The sequence below is a fragment of the Eggerthella sp. 1_3_56FAA genome, from assembly GCF_000185625.1.
Classification (GTDB): Bacteria; Actinomycetota; Coriobacteriia; order Coriobacteriales; family Eggerthellaceae; genus Eggerthella; species Eggerthella lenta.
The window spans coordinates 40,501-63,598 of sequence record NZ_GL622579.1 but is presented as its reverse complement, the minus strand read 5'-3'; the positions used below and the strand labels follow the sequence as shown (position 1 = coordinate 63,598).

The following is a 23,098-nucleotide window of genomic DNA, read 5'->3' as shown; positions in this document are numbered from 1 at the left end:
CCCGCTCTCGGGGTCGAGCCAGTACCAGGAGCCGCCCTTGCTCAGCCAGCCGGTCTGCATCGCGCCGGAGCCGGACAGGTAGTACCAGGAAGATCCCTGCTTCATCCAGCCGCCGGAGCGCATGGCGCCGGAGCCTTCGAAGTAGTACCACTTGCCGTCCGAGGCCTTCTCCCAGCCCGTGGCCATGGCGCCGGATTCCGGGTCGAGCCAGTACCAGGAGCCGCCCTTGCTCAGCCAGCCGGTCTGCATCGCCCCGGAGCCGGACAGGTAGTACCAGGTTCCGCCTACCTTCGCCCAACCCGTCTGCATGGCCCCCGATCCGTCGAAGTAGTAGCGATGTCCGTCCGAAGCCGTCGTCCAGCCCGTTGCCATCTTGCCAGTCTGCGGATCGAGCCAGTACCACGTTCCACCCAGCTTCAACCACCCCGTCTGCATGACGCCGGAAGACGAAAGCCAATACCAGGACCCGTCGTCTTTCAACCACCCGTCTGTCCGCAAGGCACACGAGCTGTCGAAATAGTAGCGCTTTTCATCAATGGTCTGCCATCCGGTGACGGCGTACGAATCCGCCCCGAACCAGTACTTCTTACCCTTGACCTGCTGCCAGCTGCTCGTAGCATACGTACCGTCGGCCAGCTTCAGCTTCCAGCGGCCGTTGTCGATTTCCCACCCAGAAGAGAGCTTGTACGTCTCGGCTATGCCCTCGGCATCAGCGTAGCCCAGCTCCTTCAGGAACGCCTCGCTTTTCAGCTTGTCGCTGTCGCTCTTATTAGACAGGAACGCATGCTCGACGATGATGCCCACGATGCCGGCTTCGCGACTTGCCTCGATGACCGTGTAGTAGTCCTGGATGCTGCCATCGGGATAGTAGAACGGGCCTTCGCCATCCACGCGCTCCGAATCGCGCACTTTTATGCCGCGGTCGGTCAAGCCGAGTGCAGTCAGCTTCTCCAGGATCTTGCTGGAGAGCTGCGCGCCCTCCTCGTGAAGCTCGTGACGATACGAGCTGTCGTTCGGATACCACACTTCGGCACCGTTGCCCGAAGCAGGTCCGGAGTTAAGATGCAAGCTGACGAACACGTTGGCTCCTGCGTCAACCGCGCGGTTCACGCGCTCAACAAGGCTCACCTTTTCGTCGCTTCCACGCGTCAGCACCACTTCGACGTTCGCATAGGACTCCAGCGCCTCCTTGCAGTACAACGCGATCTTCCATGTGAGCTCCCTCTCAACCAAACCGTTGGCCGAAGCCCCGGGCTCGCTACCTCCGTGGCCGGGATCCAAGGCAACCACGAACTTGCCGGAGGGGCTGCGCGCGCCCGAGGCGGCCGAACGACCTGCGACGGCAGAAGCCGCTTCGGCGGACAGCTGCGCAGCCTCCTCGAAGGACGATGCCTCCTCAAGCTGGCCGTCGTCGGTCAGTGCGTACACGGACACGCCGCCGGTCGACTCATCGGACAGGGAAAACGCTTCGGCTTGCGGCTCGGCCACCATGAACGCGTAGGGCTCGCCCTCACAGGAGGACAGATCCACCAGCAGCGTGCGGCTGTCGGCGGCAGACGCGCCCTCCATCCGTTCGAGACGGTACTCCCCGGCCTCCGGAACGTCTACGGAGAAGAGCGCCGCATTGCCCGCGTACTCGGAAGCGGTCGCTTTGACCGACGCGCCCGAAGGAGCCGTCAGCGTCAGTTCTGCGGACGTCAGCTCGATCGACTCGTCGTCCAGCGCAACCACGACGAGCTGGGAACCGCCCGCGCTGGGGGAGCTTTCGTCGAAGTACACGAAGCCCACCGGTTGCCGGTCGGGACCGAGAGCCGCCGCCGAGGCTTCGGCCTCGCTATCGGGTTGGGCGGTTTCGTCCGCCTCAGCGGGCTCCGAGCCCTCCCCTTGCCACGATTCGGTAGAAGCGGGAGCCTCTTCCGACACACCCTGATCGATGGAAGGCGACTGGATGACCGGGTCGGATGCCGGATCGGAGATCTGGGGATCGGCCATCGCGGCCACGGAAGCCGTGGGAACGAGCGCGAAAGCCAGCATAACCGACAAGGCCAGCTTGGACAATCGGGATGAAACCTGGTGCATGGAGCACCTCCGTACTTCGAACTGTCAGTTGCTACTACGATGCGTTGTCGCAAATATTACCGCTGATGAGTATATCAGTAAACGAGCCCCTCCCGAAGACCTCTCGACAGATGGCGTATGTCGGACGCGCCGAAGCAGCTGAACGCGTGAGCGAACGGTATCGGACCTTCCGTGTCACACGTACGCTTTGTCAAGCTCTTGCAACTCGCGGTACGTGTCGATCTCGATCACGTCGTCGAACGTGCACTCACGCACGACCACCTCGTAGTTGCGGGCGAAGTATCGCAGCGCTACCTCGTCCCAATAGCGCTCCTTGCCGCCGGGCATGGCGAACGTCGCCGGCACGTCGTCGGCCAGCTTCCTGCCGTCCTCTTCGGTCCAATAGGAGATGCCGAACATATGATGGCAGTCCGTCCCGCCTACCGACAGTCCCGTGATCACACCGCGGCGCGTTTGGAAGCACCAGTCGTCAGTCACCTGCACGGGCACGCCGAGATAGTTCGACGAGTACTGGTACTTCGTGATCAGCTTCGGGTTGTACAGCAGCAGGTCGGACTCGAACACGTAAGCGTTCTGCAGCAGATCCTTCGCCGCCACGGCCGACGAGATATTGTTCGCCTCGTTGTAGAAGGGGTTCTCGATGAACTTGAGACCGGGGTACTTGTACAGCAGCTGGTCGAACTGCTCGGCCAGATAGCCGCGCACCACGTACACCTCCTCGATGCCCGCCGCGTACACGGCGTCGAGCAGCGAGTCGATGATGCGCCGCCCCTGCACTCGGATGAGCGGCTTCGGGGTGTTCAGCGTGATGGGCACCAGACGGGAGCCGAACCCGGCGGCGATCAGCACCGCACGCTTCACACGGTAGGGCTCGAGCGCCTCCAAGCCGGCCGCCGACAGCATGCCCTCGCGCACGAAGCCGCGCTCGTGCAGGTCGGCCATCGCACGGTTCACCGTGCCCACCGACAAATCGGCCGCCGTGGCGATCTCGCGCTGCGTGAGCGCCTCGTCGACGCGCTCCTCGAGCGCGGTCAGTATCTTGAAATCCTTCACACCAAGAGAACGTTCCATGGCAGCAGTATCCCTCTCGTTCGAGCGACGGACGCGTCAGGCCGCGAAGGCCTCGGGCGCTTCCGCGCGATGAATAGCTTTTTTGATGCCTGCGAGCACGAGCTTCGAGGCAATGTTCGTAAGGAGGATGATCAGCGACACGAACGCGGCGCACTCCGTCAGACGCTGCGCGTCCAGATCGGTGATGAGCAGCGCAAGCGGCATGTCGAGCGTCGTAGCGAGGAACGCCACCGCCGAGATGGTGACCATGCAGTTCACGAAGAAGTAGCCCGCCATCTCGATGATCGTATCCATCGTCTGGGGGATCAGCACGTCTTTGAGGATGCTCGCGCGCCCGATGCCCATAGTCGATCCGACCGCCTCCAGGTTCTCGTTCGCCTTGCCCAGCGAGTTGTACGCCATCAGGTACGGCGAGGCGAAGAAGTGCACGAGGTTCACCAGGACGAGGATGGCCAACGTGCCGTACAGGACGGAGCCCTTGAAGAACAGCACGTAGGACAGGCCCAGCACGAGGCCCGGGATGGCCAGCGTCGTGATGCACACGAGATGCAGCAGCTTCGCGAAGCGGCCCCCCATGCGCGCGGTTATATACGCTGCGAAGTACGCCAACGTCGTGCCGACGAGCGCCACGAGACAGGCGATGACGATGGAGTTGAACCAGTAATCGCCCGCGTTCATGTTGAGCGCCCGGCCGACGTTGTCGAACGTCACGGCCATGTCGACGGGGTACTTCTTTACGAACGACACGAGCACGAACGAACCCAGAGGCAAGATAATAGCGACCGACACGATGGCGGCCAGCGCGTAACCCAGCACGTCGCGCACGGCGCTTCGGGCGATGGAGAAGCGCTTCGACACGAACGAGCTTTTCCCCTTGTCCGCGTTGAGCACATCGATGAGAAAAGCCACGATGGCCGGGATCAACAGCACGAAGCCGATAGCCACGCCCGTGTCGTAGTTCAGCAGGCCGATGACCTCCTGGTACATGAGCACCGGAAGCGTGGTGGTTTTGCCGCCCACCATGAGGGGCACGCCGTAGTCGGTCACCACAAGCGTGAACGTGGCGAACACCGCCGAGATGAGCGGCTTGCGCAGATACGGCATCGTGATGCGCAAGAACTGGCTGCGCTTCGGCACGCCCAGCACGTCGGCAGCCTCGTACGGCGAGGCGTCCTCGTACTTCAGCACATCGTACAGCAGCAGGAAGGCCGACGGGAACGAGTACAGCACCGAACCCATCACGATGCCCCAGAACCCGTACAGCGAGAAGTCCAGCCCCAGCGCGTTCGTGATGACGCCGTTCGAGCCCAGCAGGAACACCAGGCCCATGCCGAGCGCGAGCGACGGGATGAGCATGGGCAGCGTCATGACCACGGCGATGACGCCCTTCGCCCGCACGTTAGTACGGCAGAGCACCCACGACATCGCCAGCGCGAACGCGAGCGAGATGGCCGTCGAGGTCAACGCGACGCCGATGGAGTTGAGGCACGCCGTGGCGAACTGCTCGGTGCCGAACACGGCGCGCGCCTCGGGGCTCGCAAGCCGCGAGAACATGCCAATGAGCGGCAGCACCGCCGCGACCAGGAAGAAGGCCGCCAGCACGATGCGCGTGAGGTTGAGTTTCCCTGCCCGTCTCACGGCCGCCTACCGATCCATGAAGCGGGCGAGCGAATCCATCTTGATCCGCAGGTTCTTCACCACGAAGTCGGCGACGTAGTCGTCGGCCGGGTTGGCGATGATCTCGTCGGGCGCGGCCAGCTGGTGGATGCTGCCCTCGCCCATCACCATCACGCGGTCGGACAGCGCGAACGCCTCCTCCTGGTCGTGGGTGATGTACACCATCGTGGTGCCGAACTCGCGCTGGATGCGCTTGAGCTCGAGGCGCAGCGACAGGCGCGTCTCCACGTCGAGCGCGCTCATGGGCTCGTCGAACAGGATGACCTCGGGGTTCAGCGCCAGCGTGCGTGCGATGGACACGCGCTGCTGCTGGCCGCCCGAAAGCTGGCGCACGCTCTTGTCGAGGTGCTCTGCAAGCCCCAGCTGCTCCAGCACGCCCTGCGCGATCTCACGACGACGCGCCTTCAGCTCGGGCTTGAACTTCAGCGCATACTCCACGTTTCCACGCACGGTCATGTTCTCGAACAGCGCGTAGTTCTGGAAGACGATGCCCATGCCGCGGTCGTCAGGAGGCGCCGTGGTGATGTCGCGCCCGCCGAGCGTGAGCGTACCCTCGTCGGGCATCAAGAGGCCGATGAGGATGCGCAGCGTGGTGGTCTTACCGCACCCCGACGGGCCAAGGATGGAGAGGAACTCGCCGTCCAACACGTCGAAGTCCAGCGCGTGCAGCACTTCCTTACCGTCGAAGCGCTTCACGAGGCCGCGCGCGGACAGCTTCTTCGGCGCGCCGCCGGCGGCCGGCGCCTTCGATTCGTTCGTCATCAGTACTTCCATCTTCCCAGCAGCCTCTTCTTCTCGTCGGGGTCGGTGATGCCCGTCATGTCGGCGTAATCGATATCGGTCGGGTAGTTCGGGATCTCGGCCTTGAAGTCCGCGAGCACCTGATCGGGCACGTAGGTCTCGTTGTCGATCTTGACGCCCTCGGTGGAAAGCCAGTCGAACACCTCGCGCACGGCGGCGCGCGAGCCTTTGCCTTCGACGATGCCCATGCCGTATACGGCCCACGGCGCGCCCTCCTCGAAGAACAGCACCTTCAGCGGCACGCCCTGGTTGATCTCGGACACGGCCTGAAACGTCATGCCCAGGCCGATGGCGGCCTCGCCCTGAACGAGCGCGTTCACCGGGCCCGATCCCGATGAGGTGAACTGGTACACGTTGTCGGCCAGACGGTCGAAGTAGTCGAACGCCTCGTCCTCGCCCCAAGCGTTCACCAGACTTTTGACGAAGTTATAGCCCGTGCCCGACGATTTTGGATTCGGCATCGTAACCAGCCCTTTGTACTGAGGATCGGTCAGATCCTCGTAGCTTTGCGGGGCCTCGAGGCCGTGCGCGGAAAGCGTCGTCTCATTCACGGCGATGCATGCGCTCTCACGCGCGAAGGGGAAGTAGCGATGGTCGGGATCCACCAGGTCGGCGCAGTAGCGCTTCGCATCCTGCGCGGGAAGCTGGTCGAGCCACTCCGACACCTGCTTGATGTAACCGCCTTCGAGGTCAAGCACGATGTCGGCCTCCGATTGCGAACCCTCCATCCTCAGCTTCGCGGCGCAGTTGCCCGTGGGAATGTAGTGCAGGCGGATGTCGTACTCTGGGAAACGCGCATGCATCGCCGTGATCAGCGACTCGTTGCGCACGCCTTCGGCACACGAGTAGATGACGACGGTGCCGTCGTTCGCCGAGCTGCAGCCGGGCAGCGCCAAGACGGCTAGCGCGCCCGCGGCAATCCAGCAGAACCTTCTTCGTGAAATTGCCGCGACCATACGCTCCGCTTCCTCGTCGACTTTATCGAATAGCAAAACGAAGCATAGTAGATTTGTTCAATACTGTAAAGTAGGTGTACTTTTTGAACATAAGCTTATCGGGAGCTTCCGATCCGCAGCGCCTAATCGCTTCCGAAGTCGAGCTCAATTGGAGCATGGTTGCGACGAGCCTCAATCGGGGGCAATTCCCTCCAACTCGAGCCGTATACCCTCTCAAGATAAGACTCCGCTCGAGCGGGAACGGGAAACGAGAACCCTTCGAACAGCATCTCACGACCAGGCGAAAGCTCGTCCGCAGGAAACGCCGAATCAGTAACGTACGCCATGCTCATGTAATCACTGCCGGGACGCTCCGAACCTCGAAGCGCCCAAGCCTCGAACGACCTCACGACACGCTCGTGGTTCAAAAACGCCTTTGCACCCACGTGGGCAACCGAGCAAGCACCTCTTTCGAGCGCACCAAGGATGCCGCAATGGGGCACGGTCACATGCCGAGCGTGCAGCAGGTAAGACGCGCTTTGCCATGCTCGACATCGCCGAATCTGCCGAGTAGCAACGCTCTCGTCGGCATGGAGGATGTCGTAGGGGAACACGTCCACGAAGATGCCCTGATCGATTCCCGCCTCCATGGTTTCCGCCGTGAAGAACTTCGTGCCACGCTTCCAAACTTTCGCGAACATGCCAGCACAACGGGAATTCGCCCGAGGCTCGCACACCGCATACCTTTCTCCAAGCGCTTTCGGAGCCACCTTCAAGAAGCGTTCGTAATCAGGTCGAAGCATCCCTACATCGATATCGTCGTCCCACGGAATGAACCCTCCGTGCCGAACGGCGCCCAAAAGCGTGCCGCACTCCAGGAAGTACGGTATGCCCTCCGATCGGCATACCGAATCGATGTCGCGGAGGATGCTCAATTCCGCAAGCTGCAGCTTCCTCAGCACGTCCTGTTCGTATTGCACCGCTTTCGCACCTTCCCTTGCTTTTTATTGGGTTTCAGCCAGATCCAGATAGTACGATTCGAGCCATGCGGCCGTGTCGCGGATATCGAAACCCGACAGGCGCACGGCCGCGGCAGCTTCCGCCCGGTCGAAGCGCTTCGACAGAGCGCGCTCAACCGCATCAGCCCACGCCCCCGCTCCGGCCTCCAAAGGCAGCCGCTCGACCGCAAAAGGAACCGCAACCGCCAACTCGGGAACCCCCGTGGACAACACGCACGGCACGCCGGCGGCCTGAGCCTCCATCACGGACATAGGCAGGCCCTCCGAAAACGAGGGGAACACGAACGCATCGAGGGCCTTCAGCACGTCGGGCACGCGATCGGTGACTCCGAAGAACACCACATCGCCTTCAAGGCCGGCATCCTCGACCGCTTGGCGAACACCGCCCTCGAAAGGACCTCGACCCACCAGCAGCAGCTTGGCATCGGGAATGCGCCTTTTCACTTCGGAGAACGTCTCGACGAGGAACAGGTGGTTCTTCACCGGATCGAATCTGCCCACATGTCCAATCAACGGAACGCCGGCGAATCCAAGAGATCGTTTGGCACGCTCGCAAGCGGAAGGGTCGCCGGCGTACGAATCGACGTCGATGGCGTTTTTCAACAGATGGAACCGCTCGCCCTCGACGACGGCCTTTCCGAACCGATCAACCCCCGCCTCCATGGAGCAGGCGATGAAGTTGTCGGCCACGCGTCGGACGGGATACGCCAACGCCCTGAATCCCAGCTCCGTAACGGAAAGAGGGAACTTCTGGGAATGGCTATGCGCGATCGTCACCCGGCCCTGCCGCTTCGCCTCCCTGAGGTACACCGGGGCACAGCTTCCGATATGCCCATGCACGACGGGATGCTCGGAATGACGAGAGAAGAAGTCGCGGCACTCGTCGCGATACGTAGAATAGTTCACCACCTTGAAGCGAGGCAGCCCGCGAAACACCTCGCCTCCCAAATCCTTGATCTCTTCGTCGTAGTCGCACACGCGCTGTTCGTGAACCAGGAAATCGAACTGCACCTTCGTTCGATCGATGGCGCGGTACAGGTTCATTATCATCGTCTCGGCGCCCCCTCGATCCATAGCGCCAATGACATGCAGAACACGTATCATCCGTCCGTCCTTTCTCCATTGCCCCCGTGCGCGCGAGCAGGCCCGCGCCGCACCGTGGCTATGAGGAATCCCAGAAGGGTCAGCACGCCCGCCAGGCAGGCAACGGCTCCGGCAAAGCTCACCCCGTTCATATCCCACAGGTTCACGAACGGGAACGTGACCGCCAGCACCGAGGCAAGCGCGACGATGTTGCCGATGAAATTGGCTTTGAAGTTGCGCAACGTGATCAACAAATCCCCGAAAAACCAGAGAAAAGCCGTCAGTATCGTGGATAGGATGATGGGCTGCAGAAGATAGACGTACGGCTCGATGCTGGAACCGAACAAAAGCTGCAAAGCCCACGATCCGACGAGCTCCAAGACAATGGAACAGGCGATCCCCACCAAGACGATACCGCCGATCGTTTTCCCCAGCAGCTTGAGGAAACCCGAAAGATCCCCGTCGAAGAAGTGGCGCGGGAAGACGTCGAGGAGAGGGCCGTACAAATACATCGCTCCCATCTGGATGACGAGCGCAGGCGCGGCCACCGACGCGTAGATGCCGAGAGCCGCATCCCCCGAGGTCATGGCCAGATACTGCTTCGGGATGGCGAAAATCGCGCTAGCGGCCAAAGAGGCCAGCACGGCGGGAAACGACACCTTGAGAAAGAAGAGCGCCTTGCTGCGAGATAGCCGCAAGCAGACGCGCTCGAACTGGCCAGCTTTCGGTATGTCGAACAGCACAAGGACTCCGAGCGCCGAAGCGGTCATCCCCACGATAGCGAGGTTCAGGTTCCGCGTGAACCAAAAAACCGCTACGAACGCGGCGAGCGTGCTCAAGCCTTGGGCGATGAACGACTTTCCTATATAGTCCATACGGCGATGCTGCTGGTCGGCACCGTGCAGGATGTCAATCAGCAAGCCTACGGCCTTGAACACGAAGAAAAGCGCGATGGTGGCCAGCGCGTACGGGGCGCATGTTAGATAGGCGTACACCATGCACGCAACGAAAGCCAAGCCCAGCGTCAAACAACGGAAGCCCAGGTATTCGGCGAGGTCGTTCTCGCGCCTGATATCAGAAATCTGATACGTCCCCATCTTGTAGTTCGCAAACGTGCCGAAGATGCCAACAACCGACATGGCCAAAGAGAGCAGGCCGGCATCGTCGTAGCCCGCGGACAACCTCACAACGAGAACCGTGACCAGCCATTGGCAGGCCAAGTACGTCATCGACCCCGCAGAGTTCCACAGCATGTTCTGCTTGGTGGACAGGGGCGGCACGTCTCGCATCTTGGAAGATGTCGGCTTCATAGACGATACGCCTCGAACGTATGGATCTCCCGATCATCGTCGCCCGGAATCGCCCGCCAATCTCCGTACTGTAGCTCCAGGAATCGTTCATAGCCCGCCGGAGCCAGGAACACCCGATCTTCGAAGGGCATCTCGACGGGGTCGAACAGGCTTCTGGGAAACTCGACGATTTTGTTCTCCGTGCCGACGATGTCGGCCACCACGTCCGACCTTTCCCCCCGGTTGGCATCGCGAGCGTTCTCGTCGATGGCGCGAGCGTACTTCAACGCATCGAGCCTGCGCGCGAACGGACACACGATGCGCTTGACGAGCTTCACGAAGGCGCTCGACCCCACCGACGGATCGGCGACGATGAAGCCGCGCACCAGCGATAAGAGGGCATTCTTTCGATAAGGACGTCGGTCGCCGGGCTTCAAATCTTCGAGCGGAAATATATCGACCCACACGCCCGTGGACGTTTTCTTGTCGACGAAATTCTCCAGCACGCGCGTGGTGGTGTCGACCAGCTTGACGAAGGAGTAGATGGACTTTCCGTCCCGATACCACGCCAAGGAGAAGCGATCGCTCGACTTCCATTCGTCGAACCCTGCAATCAGACGCTCGTAGTCGGCGCGCAGCATCACGACGTCCATGTCGTCGTCCCACGGAATGAACCCGCCGTGGCGAACCGCACCTAAAAGGCTGCCGTACGCCAAAAAATACGTTATGCCCTGCTCACGACAAACCCTGTCCAGCTCGTCCATCAGCTCAAGCTGGATTTCCTTCATGTCGTCTATCGTCAGGCGCTCCATGGCAAGTCCTACCTCGGATTTCTTCACGTCATCAAAATGTGCCCGGTAATCGGCCGCATCCGCCCAATCCCGTTGAGTTCCTCAATTGCAAAGCCCTATTTTAGCGTTGATTACCGAAGAACCAGGACCAAATCGTATAATGAGGAGAATATCCAAGCGACCCGTCGAAAGCAACGAACCCGCACGCCCAGCGCGCCATCGTCAAGGAGGCTTCCGTGAATCCCATGCGCTTGCCGCGCCCCTGCGCCTTCCGAACCATGCTCGCAATCGTTCTCGCAGTCGCCTGCGCGGCTCCGGCGCTTGCAAGCCCACCGACTGCGTACGCTGATCAGAGCCAGACCGAAGCGGCGAGCGCCGGCACGTACATCCATATCCTCCCCTTCGCCGGCACGGACGCCATCGTCCTGGAGAGCAACGGCCGCTTCGGCATCGTGGATTCAGGCGAGGACAGCGATTACCCCGACGGATCGGATCCACGCTACCCGCTCCGCCCCGGAATCGTAAAAGGGAGCGGCGTCGAGGATGCTGTCGTCGCATACCTGAAAAACCTCGGGGTGAATTCGGGCAACCTCGAGTTCTACCTCGGCACGCATCCCCACAGCGACCACATAGGCTCCGCCGACGAGATCATCCGCGAGTTCCGCCCCCAGCGCGTGTACCTGGCTGAATATCAGGATTCATTCATATCGGACGAAGCTCGCCTCTGGGACAACCAGTACGTGTACGACAGAGCTATCGCTGCGGCGAAAGAGACGGGCGCCATCCTGATCCAGAACCTGGATCCGAACGCGCCCGTGGAACCCGCGCCGAACCCCGTCGAAGCTCAAAGCGACTTGACTGCTGTCGGCGACGCTCCGCAAGCCGACGTGCTGGACGCCGAAGGCGTGATGGAGCGCTTCGGCGTGGACCCCACCGACCAGGACGATCCGTACAACTCCGAATTACTGCCAGAAGAGGGCATCGCGGTCACCCGGTCGGTCGATCCCAACCTGATCCACGAGCACGCCCCCGACCCCTCGACCACGGGAAGCCCCTTCTTCACCCTAGGAGACATGAACATCGAGATCGTCAACTACGGAGACGACTACAAGTTCAACCCCGTGCCCGACGCGAACTACTTCTCCTGGGGCGTCAAGGTGAAGGCGGGCGGCTCCACCGCCTTCCTCGCAGGAGACATTAACAACTACGATGGAGACGAGGATCGGCTTTCGGGCATGATAGGCCACGTCGATCTGCTCAAGCTGGCTCATCACGGCCTGAGCGGATCGAACACGCCGTCCTACCTGACAGCACTCTCCCCCACGTACGCCGTGCAGACGGGCAACAGCAGCAATCTTCCCGAATACGCGACCAAGACCCTTGACCGGCTCGGCGTCCGCTACTTCACCGCGCCGGAAGCGTCGGCGAACGGATACGGGGCCGTCGTGGCCACGTTCGCGAGAGATGGCCTGCATCTGAACGTCATGAAGGACGCCGCCACGTACCACGCGTTCAATCACGACCCCCGACTCGTCTTGTACTACCAAGGGCTCAAACAGGCCTATCAGGGGTGGAAGAAGCTGGGCGGATCATGGTACTGGTTCGCGAACAGCGCAGCCGCCACCCAAAACTCCTGGATCAAGCAGGGAGGCACGTGGTACTGGCTCACCGACTCCGGCGCCATGGCCACGGGCTGGGCGAAGGCGGCCGACGGCAAGTGGTACTACTTCGACGGATCGGGGGCCATGCAGACGGGTTGGGCGAAGGTGGGCGGAGCCTGGTACTACCTGTCCGGCTCCGGGGCGATGCAGACGGGCTGGCTCAAGCTCGGCGGCACTTGGTACTGGCTGGACCCGGAATCCGGCGCCATGGCCACGGGCTGGGCGAAGGCGGCCGACGGCAAGTGGTACTACTTCGAAGGCTCCGGCGCCATGCGCTCCGGCGGCTGGATGAAGCAGGGCTCCTCCTGGTACTACCTCTCCGGCTCCGGGGCGATGCAGACGGGCTGGCTGAGCAAGGGCGGCTCCTGGTACTGGCTGGACCCCGAGAGCGGGAGGATGGCCACCGGCTGGGCGAAGGCATCGGACGGCAAGTGGTACTACTTCGAAGGCTCCGGCGCCATGCGCTCCGGCGGCTGGATGAAGCAGGGCTCCTCCTGGTACTACCTGTCCGGCTCCGGGGCGATGCAGACGGGCTGGCTGAGCAAGGGCGGCTCCTGGTACTGGCTGGACCCCGACTCCGGCGCGATGGCCACGGGCTGGGAGAAGGCCTCGGACGGCAAGTGGTACTACTTCGAAGGCTCCGGCGCCATGCAGTCGAGCCGCTGGCTGAAACAAGGAACCGCTTGGTATTACCTGAGCGGATCGGGAGCCATGCAAACCGGCTGGTTGCTCACGGGAGGAGCTTGGTACTGGATGGATCCCGAATCAGGCATGATGGCAACGGGCTGGCTCGAGAACGGAGGGTCATGGTACTATCTTGACCCCTCCTCTGGAGCCATGGCGACCGGCACCGCGGTAATCGACGGCACCCGCTACATATTCGACGATTCCGGCGCGTGCGCTGATTTCGTGGATGAATAGGAAAAGAAAGGCCCTTCATGCGCAACGTAGATAATCAGCTCGTCTCTATAATCGTCCCGGTCTTCAACGCGGAGCCGTACCTTGCGCAATGCCTCGACAGCATTCTCGCGCAAACGCACCGCGAGCTGGAGGTCATCTGCCTGAACGACGGCAGCACGGACGGCTCTCTCGCCATCATGCAGGCATACGCCGCTCGCGACGAGCGCATCCGCGTCATCGACAAGCAGAACCAAGGCTACGGAGCCACCTGCAATCGCGGACTGGAAGAGGCGCGAGGCGCATGGATCTCCATCGTCGAGCCCGACGACTGGATCGAACCCGGCATGTATGCCGACATGCTCGCTTTCGAGGCAACCTTCAACGATCCCGCAGACATCGTGAAAACCCCGTACTGGCGCATCTGGATGCCCGACACCCCCGAGCAACGCAAGCTGAACTGCAGCTACCGCCGTCGCATCAAGCCGCCTTGCCAGCCGTTCATCATCCGCGACGCGGCGCATCTGCTCACGCACCATCCGTCCATATGGTCGGCCATCTACCGCAAAGGATTCCTTGAAAAGCACGGTATCCGCTTCCGCGAGTATCCGGGAGCGGGATGGGCCGACAACCCGTTTCTGATAGAGACGCTCTGCCAAGCCGAGCGCATCGTCTATCTCGACGAACCGTACTACTGCTACCGCGAGGAAACGCCCGAGAAATCGAAGTCCTTCGCGCTGAACAACACGCTACTGCCTTTTGACCGATGGAACGACATGATGGATGCGCTCGAACGCATAGGCATCCGCGACGAAGCCGTGCTGCGCGCCCACAACAGCCGCGGCTTCACCTACCTAGGTGGCGTCCTGGAAGAAGTCGACCTGACGAACGACGAGGTGCGGGCGGCAGCCACGCGCATGTTCGAGCGAATGGATACCGATCTTGTTCTGTCTGACGCCGAGATACCTCCAGGATGCAAGCGCATGTTTGCCGAACTGCGCAGCATGCCCGAACCGTACGTCCGCAGCGCGCCCTACGCCTGGGGGCTCGTCAAGCAGGGGCTGTACAACCTACGCAACGTAGGTCCTTGGTTCACTCTTCGCACCTTCAAGAAATACGTGACGAGAAAAAGCAGCCGCGAAGGCGGGAAATAAAGGAAGACCCCGAGCATTCGGGGTCTTCTTGCATACTAAATGGCTTACGCCGCTTCTACTTCGGGCAAGGCTACGACCGTCGTCGGATCGCCGCCGGATTCGACCACTTCGATAACCTTCCTCCACGTTCCCTCGTCGCGAGGAACCATCCAGAGGCCGTCATGCTCCTCCATAAAGTCGCCAACGTAAGGGCCGGTACCCGACTGGAAAGCGATCCTGTCGGCGTTCGCGGCGAAGTCCGCCACCATAGCCGCCAGCTCGTCCTTCGGCCAATTCGTTTCGGCATTGCCAAGAAGCGCGTCAAGGTGCGCCGCAGCGTTCGCCGGGTCGGCCGCAACCTGCTTGATGCCCGCCTCGACCAGCTGGCGGTCCTGGATCTGGCGGCACGCCTCGATGTCGACAGCGTACAGCTTGCGCACACGGGCGAGAACAAGGGCCTCGGGGCCGTCGAGCTCCTGCGCTCCGGCGTTTAGCTCAATGGTGCCGCCGTTCACGATGTCCTTCAAATGCATGTCTATGGGCACGTTCGCCGTGACTCCTCCAAGCGCGTTGACGAAGTTCTCGAAGTCGACGAAGCCCATGTCGAGATAATACTGGACGTGAACGCCGGTCAGGCTTTCAACCTGATCGATCGCCATATCGATACCGCCGACATGATACGCCTCGTTGATCTTCGCCACTCCCCCGTCGATCGTCGTTTCCGTATCGCGGGGAATGGTAACGAGGGAGACCTGGTACGTCTTCGGATCGATGCGAACCAGCATCATGGTGTCGGAGCGTCCCTTGCCGTCCGCGTACATCTCGCTGGATGCCTCCGTGGTACCCGTACGCGCGTCGTTTCCGACGATGAGCACATAGAAGGGGGTGTCGATGCTGTTGACGGGCTCCTTGCCGCTGTCCACGGCATCCTGCATCAGCTTCGTGTCGGGATCCTCCACAGCGTGCTGCTGCTGACATCCGGCCACGACGACCATCGACAGCGCAAGCAGAGCCGCCATCGCGCCGCAGCGAACGATTTTCTTCAACTTCACCAGAACCATTCCTTTCGCTTAGGTAGTGCGCCTAGCGGCCGAAACGCTCTTTGAGCCGACAAGGCAGAGCCATGATAGCACGACCGACTCGGTAGGTCGTCGATTCCAGGTACTCTTTGCGAATTCCCTCGGTTTCGCGCGCATGCTCCATTACGTGCAGCCGGAAGGATGCCCCTTCCTCGGGCACAAGGCCCGCCGCGCACGCGTCCAGACGCGCTTCGTCGAACGAAAGCGCGTCGAACGCCGCCCGGTCGTAGCAGAACGCCACATGACGAACCAGGGCTCGGACGAACTCTTCCGAACACTCCCCCGCATGCGCGCGCAGCCATGCCTCAAGCTCGTAGGCAGCCTTGAAGTGGCCGTAAACGTGGCGCATCTCGCGAGCCTCGGTCATAGTGGATCCGGCGCGCACTCGCCTTACGTACAAAGGCTCGTTCAGAAAGGCCGCGCGGGGCGCGGCCGCCAGCATCAGGCAGGTGAACAGGTTGTCCTCGTGCACGATGCCCTCGTAGAACCGAATTCCTGATTCTTCCAAGAAACCCCTGCGAACGAACTGCAGCGCGGGCGACACGCAGAACGAATCGAGTTCGGCGAAGCGCGCCATGAGCTGGCGGCCCGTCATGACGCCGTCGATGCCCTCGCGATCGTCGTAATCGTCGCGGTAGCGCGCCCGCGCCTCGGCATCTTCGTACACTGTCCGCGCCGAGAAGAACAAGTCGTCCAGCTCGTCGCGCTCGGCCCGCTCGAACAGCGTCTGCAGCGCGCGGTCCTCGTAGTAATCGTCGGAATCCAGGAAGACGATGTACTTCCCCGTCGCGCGGGCGATGCCCGCGTTGCGCGCGGCAGACTGCCCCGCGTTCGCCTGAGAAAGAAATGAGAAGCGAGCGTCGTCGTCGCCCGCCTTCCGAGCGGCTTCCAGCGTGCCGTCGGTCGAACCGTCGTCGACGCACAGCGCCTCGAAATCGCCGAACGTCTGCCGCTTCAACGACAGCAGGCAGTCCTCGATATAGGGACGCACGTTGTACATGGGTATGATCACGGATACAGCCGGCATGGCCTCTCGCCCTTCCTTGATGCCTATCAGACCGACGCGTCCGAAGATGCAGGGATGATCGCGGTCGATTCGACGTCCAGCTCGCCGGGATCCTCGCCCGCATCGACTGCCGCCATGAGGGTCGCCCAGCCTTCGGGGTTCTCGTAGCACAGCCAGAGGCCGTTCTGCGCCTCGTCGAAGTCCCCATTGCTGGGGCCGGTGCAACTGTACAAGGTCATCCCGCCCGGGTCCCCCGAAAACGAAAGAGCCAGCGATACGATATCGGGCGTGTTCATGTCGGTTCCGACACTTTGGGCGAGGTCGAGGATGGCACCCGGCAGCTCCATGGCGGGCTTCTGCAGCACTTTCTCCACGATGGCCGTGAGTATCTGGCGGATGTTGCTTTGGCGCTTCGCCTCCTGGTTGTCGCCGTATTCGTGGCGCGCACGGGCGAATATCTGCGCTTGCTGTCCGTTCAGCGTCTGGACGCCTGGCTGCAGGGACACCGCCTCGCCAGTCAACGCGTCTTTGTAGGATATCTCCACCGGCACGTCCACGGTGATGCCGCCCACTTTGTCCACCAGTTCTTGGAACTCGGAGAAATGCACCTCGGCGTAATGATTGATCGGCGTGCCCGTCACCGTGGACACCGCCTTGATAGAGGCGGCGGCCCCGCCCAGGTTGTAGGCTTCGTTGATTTTCACCACGCTGCCGTCTTCCAACGTGTAGCGGGTGTCGCGCGGGATGCTGACCAGGGTGACCTCGCGATTGGAGGCATCCACACGGGCGAGGATCATCACGTCCGAACGCTGGCTGTCCCCCGACTCATCCGCGCGGCTGGACGTGCCCGACCCTTCGCGCGAGTCCGACCCCAGCAACAGCATGTAGAAAGGCTTGCCCGGCTCAGCCGGCGTCAGCACGGCCTCGACAGAAGCGTCGGTCTCGGTACCCAGGGAAAGCGCGCCGTCAAGCGCCGAGGAATACCACAGCGCGTAGCCTCCCGTCGCGCAGACGGCCGCCAGCAGCACCGCGAGCACGCACGCGCCCGCGCGTTTGAGAAGGTTGGAACGCTTGCGCTTCCTGAGGTATTCGGGGTACAGCTGCTGCGCCGTCGGACGCGCAGCAGGCGTGCGCGCCCCTGCGCCGACGGGCGGGCGCCCTTGCTGCTGGGGCATGACCTGTGGGCGAGCCGATGCACCCCGGGGAACGGAAACCTGCCGCCCGCGATGCCCCGAGGCGCTCCCCGGATGGGCGGCGCTGCGCGAGGGACGCCTTGAAGACGTCGAATACCGAGGAGAGTTTCTCGAATAGTCCCGCTCCGCCAAAACCCTGCCTTCCTCGTACGCATGCAAACGACTGTTCATGATACCACGAGGGAAAAAGGACTCCGAAAACCGTACAGATTATCCAATGACATACAATAAACGCCTTACCACTGCCAAAACAATTAAACGGAGAATCATCGGTCCCGAGTTTGCCCTCTCTGCGGTCGAACCGAAATCGACCGCTTCCGAATATGCCACCCTTAGTATTCTACTGTATAATAGCTTCGGCAATTCCTAGCCAGCACATCCACGAAAGGCATCAGAACATGCAGCTCCTCGACAGGGTTCGTTATCATTGCCAGGAACGGCCCGACACGCCAGCACTTATAGGTTCGACCAACCCTGGTAAATCGGTAACCTTCGGTCAGCTATGGTCGTATTCGAGTTCAATCGCCGCCTATCTTCACGAAACTCTTCCCGTGAACAATGATCCTGTCATAGTCTACGGCCATAAATCTCCACTCATGCTCGCCAGCTTCCTGGGATGTATGCGCTCGGGTCACGCTTATGTTCCCATTGATGCCTACTCTGTGCCGAAAGAGAGAGTGGCATCTATAGCAGGACAGATCAGAGAAAAGGCCGGAAATGTTGCGGTTTTAGCCTCGCTGCCCCTTCCAGAGAGCGCAGAAGGAAGCCTTGATGTCATGCTCACCCCCCCCTAGCTCTTCGAGATATTGCTAATCAAGGAATCCCTTACAACGACGAAAAAACTGCCATATCGGACGAAGACCTCATGTACGTTATCTTCACCTCCGGCTCAACCGGTTCTCCAAAAGGCGTACAAGTTACTGCTTCATGCGTCGACAACTTCTACCCTTGGGCGCTCGAATTCTCTCAAATCGACAAGCCTGGCATGGGATTCCTTAACCAAGCGCCGTTTTCATTCGATCTGTCGGTGTACGAGCTCACCATGGCGCTTGCCAGCGGAGGTACTCTCCTGTGCCTCGAAAAGGAAACGCTAGACCATCCTGCAGATATGCTTTCCTTTTTGAATAAAGTGCATCCTGATATCTGGGTATCCACCCCATCGTTTGCGGACATGTGTCTAGCAAATAAGGACTTTCGTAGAGAACTCATGCCGAATCTTGCCACCATGGTGTTTTGCGGCGAGACATTGACAAACCAGACAGCGGGAAAACTCTTAGACCGATTCCAAGGCCTTCGCATCATGAATACGTATGGGCCGACGGAATCAACCGTAGCGGTTACATCTGTCGAAGTCTCCAAAGAAATGATTGAATCCCCCGAGCCGCTCACTGTCGGCAAACCCCGCACGGGAACCCGCATTCACATAGCAAACAGCGACGGTAACGATCTTCTCCCGGGCGAATGGGGCGAGATCGTCATCGAAGGAGACACGGTAGCCAAAGGCTATTTCGGACGAAGCGATCTTACGGCGCAGTCTTTCGGCGAATCAGACGGATCGTGGTTACCCGCCCAACGGGATTCGGTACGCTACTATCGCACAGGCGATGAGGGGATGCTGGATCCCTTAGGTCAGCTGCATTTCCGTGGGAGACTCGATTTACAAGTCAAGCTCAATGGCTATCGCATCGAACTTGGTGAGATTGAGGAACGGCTCTGCGCGCTTGAACAAGTAGCCGCAGCATGCGTGGTGCCCGCGTATCGCAACGAAAAGCTCGCCCATCTGGTAGCTTATGTGGTAAGCGGCGCACATCGCGATCAATCCGATTTCCAAGAAGGCCTCGCCTTGAAAGATGCCCTGAAATCAAGTCTGCCACACTACATGATTCCGAAGAAAATCGTATTCATCGACGCGTTACCCGTTACGCCTAACGGCAAGCTTGACCGTAAGTTGCTTGCATCTCAAAACAAAGCATAAGGACACTTTGAATCATGAGTTTCTACACTTCTCCATCTTTTTTCGTCCTGCTCGCCATCAGCATCATCCCTGCAGCCGTGTTAGGTTTTACAGGTCGGCGAATTCGACCGTATGGCATGGCGGCAACAATTGTGTTCGTCGCTTTATTGTTCTCAGACGATGTCAAGCAATTAGCCATGTTCGGCGTCTTTCTCCTTATCGCGACCAGCGCCGCTTTTCTCACCCAACGCAGCTGGACGAAAGGAAAGAAGTCTCTCGCCCTGTACCGCATGTGTCTAGCAGCAACCATCGCTCCTTTGGTCGTTTACAAGATCAGCGGCTTGCTTGACAGCAGCCTGCTGGGCTTCATTGGCATTTCTTATGTAACGTTTAAAGCCGTGCAAGTCATCATTGAGATACGGGATGGGCTCATCACCAAGATGGCTTTCTCGGATTTTTTATATTTCATCTCCTTCTTCCCTGTTTTAACTTCAGGCCCTATAGATCGATCCCGTCGATTCATGGAAGACGCCAACAAGCGTTACAGCAAATCGGAATACGCCGATCTTCTTAGCAGGGGCATCCTTCTTTTGCTCATAGGTGCCGTATACCAGATGGTCATCGCCACAGTCTGCAGCCAATTCTTCGACTTCCACACTTTCAGAGAATCGAAGACCCTCCTATTCAACATTGCGGCAGCGGGCAAGGACGCCTGGGCTTACGGTTTCTTTCTCTTCTTCAATTTCGCCGGCTACTCTATGATGGCCATGGGGGCCAGCTACTGCTTCGGCATCAAAACCCCGCGGAATTTCAGAGCGCCCTTCGCATCACTCGATATAAAGGATTTCTGGAATCGTTGGAATATGACACTGTCGTTTTGGCTGCGCGATTTCGTGTTCATGCGCTTTGTTCGCTCGGTCAGCAAACATAAACTGATAAAGGATCGACTGACCAGCGCATGTTTCGGTTACCTGATAGATATGACCCTTATGGGCGCATGGCACGGTCTAACAATCGATTTCCTGCTCTACGGCGTATACCATGGGGCCCTCTTAGCGATAACGGACGTGTTCCAGAAGAAGTCGAGCTTTTACAAACGTTACAAAAACGAGATCTGGTTCAAGGCTGTATCTTGGATGATCACGATAAATCTAATTATGCTTGGATTCAGTCTATTTAGCGGACAGGCCACCCTTATAGTGAAAGGACTTTTGTGATGCACAACGTTGAAGAGAGTACGCTCGACATGCTTGAAGAGATCTGCGCCGACGACATCATTCGAGAGGAACGCGATATCGATTTGTTCGAAGCAGGATTGCTTGACTCCATGGGAGCTATCGAGCTGCTAGTCGGAATCGAAAGCACCTTCGGCATCGAGATCGCTCCTACAGCTGTCGAACGCGAGGAGATGAACAGTGTCAACAAGATTATTCATCAGATTGAGATCAGGCTGTAGACGATGGCAGTAACCCGTCCCACCACCTCCAACCAAGACAATAGCATACGGAAGAGGACCATCAAGTCTGCATCGGAAAGCAAGTTGACCCGGTTTTATTATGCGCGCAAAGCAAAAGCTTATCTGTACGCTGAAAAAGTCAGGGATGCGTTCTTCGGCGACTCCTGGGTATCGGCCATTATGTGGACGTTCGTTGTACTCGCCTGCCTCAGCATACTAGCGTGGTTTTTCCTTGTCTCATCTTACGGCACGCCCGCTGAACCCGTATATGAAGGATTCTAAGAGGTCAATATGATTAAGCGCTTTATTGGACTTTTCAGTGGCTTCGCTCTAATTGCTGGAATCCTTGGGGGATTCCTGGTCACGATAGGCTCATATGAAAATCTGGCGAGCAATAAGCCGTTCATCGTATGTAGCTCCCTGGAGCAACTTCGAGACTTCAACCTGCAACGAGCAAATTACGACGCACGCATCGAGCAAGGGGACAACCCCGTACTAGTACTTGCATCTTCGGAATTGAACACCTATCTTAGCAAATCGTATACTGCTTCATTCTGGACCGACCATAATTACGGTATGGACATCATGGCAGAAGGCTATGCCCACATTTGTAGCTTATGGGATGCTATTGCAGTTGGCGCATTCGACAAGAGGGAAATAACAAACAACAAAGTAGTAATAATACCCTCGATGCAATGGTTCATGGAGGGCACAAAGTACTCCAACGATGTGCTCAACGAGACTTTCTCCAAGGGAGCATACGATGAATTCCTTAAAAACGAAGATATATCCGAAGATACCAAGATTGCAGTATCCGAAAAACTTGACTCCTATGAATTCAAATATCCCACCATCACCACCCCTTTACCTCAAAAAATGTCAATGACTCTCGAAACCATCGACACCTTTGCCGCCGATGCTGCCAGCTCAGTGCGTCTCCGGTGCGCGATATTAAACGCCCCGAAAAATGATGGCAAACTAATCGTTTCCAACTCGGAAAAAACACTTAGTCAAGCAATACCTACATCACGATTCGGCAGCCCAGAAGAACCCGACTGGACAGCCATCCAGCAAGACGCACTTGAGTACGCAAAGTCCCGAGCATCCAACAACGATTTGTTTCTTGATAAATGGGTCTACGATAACGCTTATGAAGATTGGCTCAAAAGTGCGAAGAAATGGAAGGTCGACGATAACAAAGTTCTCAATGAAAGCGAGATTGAAGATTTCGAGCTCTTCATAAAAGTCTGCAAAGAGAGCGGCATCGAACCACTTGTCATATTAATACCGTCGAACGACCTTCTCTATGACCAGAGTGCCTACACGATCAAATATCGCAATATGTATTACGATACGATGCGAAACCTATGCGATGCGAACAAAGTAAAACTGGCAGATTTTTCCGATTACAGCGCGAGCACGTATTTCCTTCGGGACAACACTCATCCTAGCAATTATGGATGGTCCTTGATAAACGAGCAAATCTATAACTTCTATGCGTGCTTATTGCGCCGTTTTTGCTACACCGTTCCACGCTCCACTGCTACAGCGTTCCATGGCAGACTGCCACGTAGCAATGCGGGTTGCTCTGATTGCGAGGGGCGCGCAAGCGCCCCTCTTGGCCAATACGGCCGGTTATGCTCTTAGCCGATGCGCTTGCGCATTGACTCGTCGCCTTCAATATGGATGACGTCCGACCGATAGACTATGCGGTCGATGACGGCATCTGCGATTGCTCCTTCCCCGAGCTTTGAATGCCAGCCTGCTGGCGAGAACTGCGAGCAAATCAATAAGGACCCGCTGCGCAAGCGCGCCTCGACTATCTCTAAAAGCTCGCGCGCCGCCTTCCCCTCGAGCTTTTCCAAAAGCCAATCGTCCAGTATCAGCAAGTCGCATTTCGTGTAGCGCTTCTTCGCCTTGAGCCAATCCTCGTTCTTGCTCACGTTCAGCTCGTCGAGCATTTCGGGCAACCGG

The 23,098-nt window shown here is 59.2% G+C and carries 20 protein-coding genes; 7 read left to right on the top strand and 13 right to left on the bottom strand.

Annotation, left to right across the window (positions count from 1 at the left end):
- From HMPREF1023_RS00240 to HMPREF1023_RS00200, 9 genes are all read right to left on the bottom strand, one after another.
- On the bottom strand, positions 1-2,079 hold a 2,079-nt coding region (locus tag HMPREF1023_RS00240), incomplete at its 3' end, for an N-acetylmuramoyl-L-alanine amidase (protein ID WP_009304107.1).
- 174 nt (positions 2,080-2,253) lie between these two features.
- Entirely contained in the window at positions 2,254-3,150 is an 897-nt protein-coding gene (locus HMPREF1023_RS00235; protein ID WP_009304106.1) for a sugar phosphate nucleotidyltransferase, read from the bottom strand.
- Between the two features lie 36 nt (positions 3,151-3,186).
- The gene (locus tag HMPREF1023_RS00230; RefSeq protein ID WP_009304105.1) at positions 3,187-4,788 is read right to left on the bottom strand and encodes an ABC transporter permease subunit; all 1,602 of its coding nucleotides are present in this window, start codon (positions 4,786-4,788) and stop codon (positions 3,187-3,189) included.
- A gap of 6 nt (positions 4,789-4,794) precedes the next feature.
- Positions 4,795-5,589, bottom strand: a complete 795-nt coding sequence (locus HMPREF1023_RS00225) for an ABC transporter ATP-binding protein (protein WP_009304104.1) — start codon at positions 5,587-5,589, stop codon at positions 4,795-4,797.
- Positions 5,589-6,584 carry an extracellular solute-binding protein gene (locus HMPREF1023_RS00220; protein ID WP_009304103.1) on the bottom strand — a complete coding sequence of 332 codons (996 nt, stop codon included), beginning with the start codon at positions 6,582-6,584 and terminating at the stop codon, positions 5,589-5,591. The genes HMPREF1023_RS00225 and HMPREF1023_RS00220 overlap by 1 nt, the downstream gene beginning before the upstream one ends.
- Positions 6,585-6,706: 122 nt before the next feature.
- A complete protein-coding gene (locus HMPREF1023_RS00215; protein ID WP_009304102.1) occupies positions 6,707-7,543 on the bottom strand; it encodes a phosphorylcholine transferase LicD in 837 nt (278 codons plus the stop codon).
- A 24-nt stretch (positions 7,544-7,567) separates the two neighbouring features.
- Entirely contained in the window at positions 7,568-8,686 is a 1,119-nt protein-coding gene (locus HMPREF1023_RS00210) for a glycosyltransferase (RefSeq protein WP_009304101.1), read from the bottom strand.
- Positions 8,683-9,975 (bottom strand): lipopolysaccharide biosynthesis protein, encoded by a 1,293-nt coding sequence (locus HMPREF1023_RS00205; RefSeq protein WP_009304100.1) that lies wholly within the window; start codon positions 9,973-9,975, stop codon positions 8,683-8,685. Before HMPREF1023_RS00205 ends, HMPREF1023_RS00210 begins: the two co-directional genes overlap by 4 nt.
- Positions 9,972-10,766, bottom strand: coding sequence for a phosphorylcholine transferase LicD (locus HMPREF1023_RS00200; RefSeq protein ID WP_009304099.1), 795 nt, complete (start codon positions 10,764-10,766; stop codon positions 9,972-9,974). Before HMPREF1023_RS00200 ends, HMPREF1023_RS00205 begins: the two co-directional genes overlap by 4 nt.
- Before the next feature lie 224 nt (positions 10,767-10,990).
- Here HMPREF1023_RS00200 and HMPREF1023_RS15345 point away from each other — a divergent pair, with 224 nt between their 5' ends.
- Together HMPREF1023_RS15345 and HMPREF1023_RS00190 are read left to right on the top strand one after the other, a co-directional pair.
- The gene (locus HMPREF1023_RS15345; protein WP_232228689.1) at positions 10,991-13,327 is read left to right on the top strand and encodes an MBL fold metallo-hydrolase; all 2,337 of its coding nucleotides are present in this window, start codon (positions 10,991-10,993) and stop codon (positions 13,325-13,327) included.
- A 17-nt stretch (positions 13,328-13,344) separates the two neighbouring features.
- Entirely contained in the window at positions 13,345-14,457 is a 1,113-nt protein-coding gene (locus HMPREF1023_RS00190; protein ID WP_009304097.1) for a glycosyltransferase, read from the top strand.
- 44 nt (positions 14,458-14,501) lie between these two features.
- On the opposite strand, the gene HMPREF1023_RS00185 is transcribed toward HMPREF1023_RS00190, so the two are convergent.
- From HMPREF1023_RS00185 to HMPREF1023_RS00175, 3 genes are read right to left on the bottom strand one after another with little or no spacing between them, the layout of a single operon-like run.
- Positions 14,502-15,497: an LCP family protein gene (locus tag HMPREF1023_RS00185; RefSeq protein WP_009304096.1), complete on the bottom strand. Its 996-nt coding sequence runs from the start codon at positions 15,495-15,497 to the stop codon at positions 14,502-14,504.
- 22 nt (positions 15,498-15,519) lie between these two features.
- Entirely contained in the window at positions 15,520-16,542 is a 1,023-nt protein-coding gene (locus HMPREF1023_RS00180) for a glycosyltransferase (RefSeq protein WP_009608232.1), read from the bottom strand.
- 26 nt (positions 16,543-16,568) lie between these two features.
- Positions 16,569-17,696: an LCP family protein gene (locus HMPREF1023_RS00175; RefSeq protein ID WP_009608222.1), complete on the bottom strand. Its 1,128-nt coding sequence runs from the start codon at positions 17,694-17,696 to the stop codon at positions 16,569-16,571.
- A gap of 416 nt (positions 17,697-18,112) precedes the next feature.
- Here HMPREF1023_RS00175 and HMPREF1023_RS15825 point away from each other — a divergent pair, with 416 nt between their 5' ends.
- From HMPREF1023_RS15825 to dltD, 5 genes are all read left to right on the top strand, one after another.
- Positions 18,113-18,508: an AMP-binding protein gene (locus HMPREF1023_RS15825; RefSeq protein ID WP_232228671.1), complete on the top strand. Its 396-nt coding sequence runs from the start codon at positions 18,113-18,115 to the stop codon at positions 18,506-18,508.
- 71 nt (positions 18,509-18,579) lie between these two features.
- The gene (locus tag HMPREF1023_RS00170) at positions 18,580-19,689 is read left to right on the top strand and encodes an AMP-binding protein (RefSeq protein WP_009304093.1); all 1,110 of its coding nucleotides are present in this window, start codon (positions 18,580-18,582) and stop codon (positions 19,687-19,689) included.
- A gap of 14 nt (positions 19,690-19,703) precedes the next feature.
- A complete protein-coding gene (gene dltB, locus HMPREF1023_RS00165) occupies positions 19,704-20,885 on the top strand; it encodes a D-alanyl-lipoteichoic acid biosynthesis protein DltB (protein WP_009304092.1) in 1,182 nt (393 codons plus the stop codon).
- Positions 20,885-21,124 (top strand): D-alanine--poly(phosphoribitol) ligase subunit DltC, encoded by a 240-nt coding sequence (dltC, locus tag HMPREF1023_RS00160; protein ID WP_009304091.1) that lies wholly within the window; start codon positions 20,885-20,887, stop codon positions 21,122-21,124. Before dltB ends, dltC begins: the two co-directional genes overlap by 1 nt.
- Before the next feature lie 291 nt (positions 21,125-21,415).
- Positions 21,416-22,771 carry a D-alanyl-lipoteichoic acid biosynthesis protein DltD gene (dltD, locus tag HMPREF1023_RS00155; RefSeq protein ID WP_009304090.1) on the top strand — a complete coding sequence of 452 codons (1,356 nt, stop codon included), beginning with the start codon at positions 21,416-21,418 and terminating at the stop codon, positions 22,769-22,771.
- On the opposite strand, the gene HMPREF1023_RS00150 is transcribed toward dltD, so the two are convergent.
- Positions 22,768-23,098: ATP-binding protein (locus HMPREF1023_RS00150; RefSeq protein ID WP_035578220.1), on the bottom strand; the 331-nt coding region annotated here is incomplete at its 5' end. The two genes, dltD and HMPREF1023_RS00150, sit on opposite strands and share 4 nt — an antisense overlap.